Here is a 5,542-nt window from a genome sequence, read left to right on the forward strand (position 1 = left end):
CCGGGAGGGGGCGGCGCCGTGGCGCCCCCTCGTTACTTCTTGGCCGTGGCCCAGGCGTGCTGTATCACCAGGTCGGCCTTCACCTCGTTGAGCTGGGTGGCGACCGCCGAAGGGGCGGTGCCGCCGCGGCCGTTGCGGGAGGCCAGCGCGCCGGGCACGTTCAGGACGGTGCGGACTTCGGGCGTGAGGTGCTCGGAGATCTTGGCGAACTGCTCGTCCGTCAGCTGGTCCAGTTCGATGCCCAGCTGTTCGCACTCCTTGACGCACTCGCCCGCGACCTCGTGCGCGACGCGGAACGGCACGCCCTGCTTGACCAGCCACTCGGCGATGTCCGTGGCGAGCGAGAAGCCGGCCGGGGCGAGCTCCTCCATCCGCTCGCGGTTGACGGTCAGCGTGGCCATCATGCCCGTGAAGGCGGGGAGCAGGACCTCGAGCGTGTCGCAGGAGTCGAAGACCGGCTCCTTGTCCTCCTGGAGGTCGCGGTTGTACGCGAGCGGGAGGGCCTTGAGCGTGGCGAGCAGCCCGGTCAGGTTGCCGATGAGCCGGCCGGACTTTCCGCGCGCCAGCTCCGCGATGTCCGGGTTCTTCTTCTGCGGCATGATCGACGAACCGGTGGAGAAGGCGTCGTGCAGGGTCACGAAGGAGAACTCCTTCGTGTTCCAGATGATGATCTCCTCGGCGATCCGCGAGAGGTTCACGCCGATCATCGCGGTGATGAAGGCGAACTCCGCGACGAAGTCCCGCGACGCGGTGCCGTCGATGGAATTGCCTGCCGAACCGCGCTCGAAGCCGAGGTCGGCGGCGACCGCCTCCGGGTCGAGCCCGAGGGAGGAACCGGCCAGAGCCCCGGAGCCGTACGGGGAGACGGCCGTGCGGGTGTCCCACTGGCGCAGCCGCTCGGCGTCCCGCGACAGCGACTGGACGTGCGCCAGGACGTGGTGGGCGAAGAGGACCGGCTGCGCGTGCTGGAGGTGCGTACGGCCGGGCATGGCCACGTCCGGGTGGGCCTCGGCCAGGCCGACGAGGGCGTCCTGGAGGTCGGCGATCAGGCCGCCGATGATCCGGGCGTGGTCGCGCAGGTACATCCGGAAGAGCGTGGCGACCTGGTCGTTGCGGGACCGGCCGGCGCGGAGCTTGCCGCCGAGGTCGGGGCCGAGACGCTCGAGCAGGCCCCGCTCGAGGGCGGTGTGGACGTCCTCGTCGGCGATGGTGCCGGTGAAGTCGCCGGACGCCACGTCGGCCTCGAGGCGGTCGAGCCCGTCGAGCATCCGCGTCAGCTCGTCGTCGGTGAGCAGACCCGCCTTCCGCAGGACGCGGGCGTGGGCACGGGAGCCGGCGATGTCGTACGGCGCGAGCCGCCAGTCGAAGTGCACGGACGCGGACAGCTTCGCCAGCGCCTCTGCCGGACCGTCGGCGAAGCGGCCGCCCCAGAGCCGGACGTCACCGTTGTTGCTGCTCACAGCTCGAGCTCCTTGGATGAGGGTGTGAAGGCGCCTCCCCGCCGCGACGAGGAGGCGCACTGTTCAACGCAGGCGGGTTACGCCAGGTCCCGCTTGGCGGCGATCTTCTGCGACAGGCCGAAGATCTCGATGAAGCCCTGCGCCTTGGACTGGTCGAACGTGTCGCCCGAGTCGTAGGTGGCGAGGTTGAAGTCGTACAGCGACTCGTCGGACTTCCGGCCGGTGACGACGGCCCGGCCGCCGTGCAGGGTCATCCGGATGTCGCCGGTGACGTGCTGGTTGGCCTCGTTGATGAAGCCGTCCAGGGCGCGCTTGAGCGGGGAGAACCACAGGCCGTCGTAGACCAGCTCGCCCCAGCGCTGCTCGACCTGCCGCTTGTACCGGGCGAGCTCGCGCTCGACGGTGACGTTCTCCAGCTCCTGGTGCGCGGTGATCAGCGCGATGGCGCCGGGGGCCTCGTAGACCTCGCGGGACTTGATGCCGACGAGCCGGTCCTCGACCATGTCGATCCGGCCGATGCCCTGGGCGCCGGCCCGCTCGTTGAGCTGCTGGATGGCCTGGAGGACGGTGACGGGCTTGCCGTCGATGGCGACCGGGACGCCGGCCTTGAAGGAGATGACGACCTCGTCGGCCTCGCGCTGCTCGGCCGGGTTCGAGGTGTATTCGTAGATGTCCTCGATCGGCGCGTTCCAGATGTCCTCCAGGAAGCCGGTCTCGACGGCCCGCCCGAAGACGTTCTGGTCGATGGAGTACGGCGACTTCTTGGTGGTGGCGATCGGGAGCTGCTTCTCCTCGCAGAAGGCGATCGCCTTGTCCCGGGTCATCGCGTAGTCACGGACCGGGGCGATGCACTTCAGCTCGGGCGCGAGGGCGACGATGCCGGCCTCGAACCGCACCTGGTCGTTGCCCTTGCCGGTGCAGCCGTGGGCGACGGTGGTCGCGCCGTGCTTCTTGGCGGCGGCGACGAGGTGCTTGACGATCGTCGGCCGGGAGAGGGCGGAGACCAGCGGGTAGCGGTCCATGTAGAGGGCGTTGGCCTTGATCGCGGGGAGGCAGTACTCCTCGGCGAACTCGTCCTTGGCGTCGGCCACCTCGGCCTCCACCGCACCGCAGGCGAGCGCGCGCTTGCGGATGACGTCCAGGTCCTCGCCGCCCTGGCCGACGTCCACGGCAACGGCGATGACCTCGGCGCCCGTCTCCTCGGCGATCCAGCCGATGGCGACGGAGGTGTCCAGGCCGCCCGAGTAGGCGAGTACGACGCGCTCGGTCACGGGTTTCTCCTTACGGTGCATACGCTGATGGGTATAACTATGCAGTCCTCCGTATGGTTTGTCAATCGACGGGGAAACCCGCTGGTCGGCGCCGCTCTCCCGCTCCTAGGGTGGGCCGCGTCCATCAGCTCGGGAGGGGTGCGGCGCATGGGCAAGCGGTGGAACGACGCGGCGGCCAGGGAGGCCGTGAGGCTCCTGCTGGAGGGGCGCACGGCGAGCGAGGCGCTGGACTTCGACGACCCGGCCTGCTGGACGGCACTGGACGAGGCAGCCCGGGCCTTCGGGCGGTACGGGTGGGAGGAGTACGACCCAGGGGCGTCCCACCGGCTGCGGCAGCGGCCGGAGACCGCCCTGTGCCACCCGGACGGGCGGGTCCGCGAGGACGCGCTCGCCACCGGCCCCCGGACGCCCGCCTTCTGGCACCTCGTCGTCGTGCGCTGCACCGACTGGGCGGAGCCGGTACGGCTGCGCGCCCGCGCACTGCTCACGGAGCGGCTGCGGAGCGGACCGGAACAGACCCTGCGCGCACTCACGCCGCTGGTGCTGCGTCTCGGCCGCCGCGAGGAGGGCGCCTGGGCGCGCGACCTCTTCGACGCGGCTCTGCGCGCCGTTCCGCAGCTCGCGCCGAGCCTCCTGCGGGACACGCGGGACAGCGCGACGCGGCGTCTCGCCGCGCGGATCATGCTGGACCGCGGCCTGCTGGATGTACGGGCACTGGCACGCCACGCCGCGGACGACCGGGATCCGGCCCTGGCCCGGCTGTGGTCGGACGCGGCTCTCGCAGGGATGGCGGCCGACGGATCCGACGACCGCGCCGTCGACATCCTGCTCGGCGGGCGCCTGCCGTTCGTACGGTCGGCCGGGGTCACGGCGCTGCGGCGGGCGGGGCGGGCGAAGGAGGCGGTGCACCACCTCGCCGACCGGTCGGGACTGGTACGTGCCTGCGCCCGCTGGGTCATCAGCCAGGACGGCGGTGATCCGCACGCCCGTCATCTCGAGCTGTGCGAGCACCTCGACACCGTGGCGCCCTACGCCGTGACCGGACTCGCCGAGTGCGGCCGGCGGGAGGACGCCGCACTGCTCCGACCGCTGCTGACGCATCCCTCCGACGGCGTGCGCGCGCAGGCCGTGGCCGGACTGCGGCTGCTCGAATCGGCCTCCGTCGAGACCGTGCTCCCCCTGGTGGACGACCCGGCGGCGGCCGTCGCCCGCGAGGCGGCGCGGGCGCTGCTCCCGTACGCCCGCAGGCTCTGCGCGGACCGGCTCACCGAACGGCTGTCGCCAGGGTGGCCCACCCCGACGCGCCGGGCCGCCTTCCGGCTGCTGCGGGAGCAGGGCGGTCTCGTCCGACTCCGGGCTTCCGTGGCCTTGTTGGCGGATGCCGACCCCAGATTGCGGGGCACTGCGGAGTCTTCGGTGCAGCAGCTGACATGGATGCGCGAGGTCCCGCGGGGTGACGCCGAGGTGGACCGGCTGCTCCGGCAGTGCGCGCACCTGTTCAGCGACCACGTCATGGACCTGACGCGCCGGCGGGTCGGCCTCGCGCGTGCCTGACCGCTCCGCCGCGGAGCCCGGCCGGGGGCAGGGGGATCACGGCGTCGATAATCCCTTCATGGGGAAAACATTTGAACGCATCGAGGGCCGGCTCCGGGACTTCATCGAACAGCAGCCGGTCTTCTTCACGGCGACCGCGCCGCTGGCCGGTGACGGGCACGTCAACCTGTCGCCCAAGGGGCGCAGCGGCACGCTCGTCGTCATCGACGAGTTGACGCTCGCGTACCTCGACTTCGGCGGCAGCGGCGCCGAGACGATCGCGCACGTGCGGGAGGAGGGGAACGGGCGGATCACCCTCATGTGGTGCGCGTTCTCCGGGCCGCCGCAGGTGGTGCGGGTGCACGGCCAGGGCGAGGCGGTCTTCCGTGACGATCCGCGGTGGGCCGGACTGATCGGCCGCTTCAAGGACGCCGACGGCCCGGGCGCCCGCGCGATCATCGTCGTCCACGCCCGTCGCATCAGCCAGGTCTGCGGCTTCGCCGTGCCGTTCATGGAGTACCGGGAGGAACGGACGCAGCACGCCGAGCACTTCGGGCGGAAGTCGGAGGAGGAGTTCGCGGCGTACTGCGAGAAGAAGGTCGGCGTGAGCCTGGACGGCCTCCCGGCCCTGCCGCTGCCACTGCCGGCCCGCACGGACTGAGGGGGCGCGTGGGCTGCGGGTGCGTGACGCCCGCGGCGGGCCTGCTCCCCACCCAGGCCGGTTTCGGGAAGGGGCAAGCCCCGGACCCCGTACCGCGCTCCGCGCGGTGTCCTCAATCTCCCCCTACGGCCTGGCGGCCGTGGGAGGTGCCCCCAGGCGGGCTGAAATGCCGCTGCGCGGCACTTCAGCCCGTCGGCGCGGACACTCCGACCTGCTGGGCAACTCCGGCCCTGTCGGCGGCGTCGGCGGCTGCAGCTCTGCCAGAGGCCCCAGCCTTGCTGACGGCTCAAGAGCCTGCTGGTCGCTGCAACCACCGGGACGGGGGCACTCCCAGCCGCGCCGGCGGCTCAAGACCTGCTGGTGGCTCCGGCCTCGCTCGCGGCTTCAGCCCTGCCGGCCGCTGCGACCTACCGCGACAGGGGCCATTCCCAGCCCCGCCGGTGGCTCCGGCCTCGCTCGCGGCTCCAGCCCTGTGGGCCGCTGCGACCTACCGCGACAGGGGCCATTCCCAGCCCCGCCGGTGGCTCCGGTCTCGCTCGCGGCTCCAGCCCTGCCGGTGACCGCGCCTACCGCGAGGACCATTCCCAACCCCGCCGGCGATTGAGGCGCGGGGGTCC

4 protein-coding genes are annotated in these 5,542 nt (G+C 72.1%); 2 read left to right on the top strand and 2 right to left on the bottom strand.

Annotated elements, in window-relative coordinates:
• Nucleotides 1–32 precede the first annotated feature (32 nt).
• Both argH and ACWGH4_RS30210 read right to left on the bottom strand, forming a co-directional pair.
• Entirely contained in the window at nucleotides 33–1,460 is a 1,428-nt protein-coding gene (gene argH / locus ACWGH4_RS30205; protein ID WP_453466508.1) for an argininosuccinate lyase, read from the bottom strand.
• Between the two features lie 77 nt (nucleotides 1,461–1,537).
• A complete protein-coding gene (locus ACWGH4_RS30210) occupies nucleotides 1,538–2,731 on the bottom strand; it encodes an argininosuccinate synthase (RefSeq protein WP_037775206.1) in 1,194 nt (397 codons plus the stop codon).
• A gap of 147 nt (nucleotides 2,732–2,878) precedes the next feature.
• Here ACWGH4_RS30210 and ACWGH4_RS30215 point away from each other — a divergent pair, with 147 nt between their 5' ends.
• On the top strand, nucleotides 2,879–4,285 hold the full coding sequence (locus ACWGH4_RS30215; protein WP_453466510.1) for a hypothetical protein: 1,407 nt from the start codon (nucleotides 2,879–2,881) through the stop codon (nucleotides 4,283–4,285).
• Nucleotides 4,286–4,343: 58 nt separating this feature from the next.
• On the top strand, nucleotides 4,344–4,925 hold the full coding sequence (locus tag ACWGH4_RS30220; protein ID WP_453466512.1) for a pyridoxamine 5'-phosphate oxidase family protein: 582 nt from the start codon (nucleotides 4,344–4,346) through the stop codon (nucleotides 4,923–4,925).
• The last annotated feature ends 617 nt before the right edge of the window (nucleotides 4,926–5,542 follow it).

Source organism: Streptomyces sp. NPDC054847, assembly GCF_053610925.1.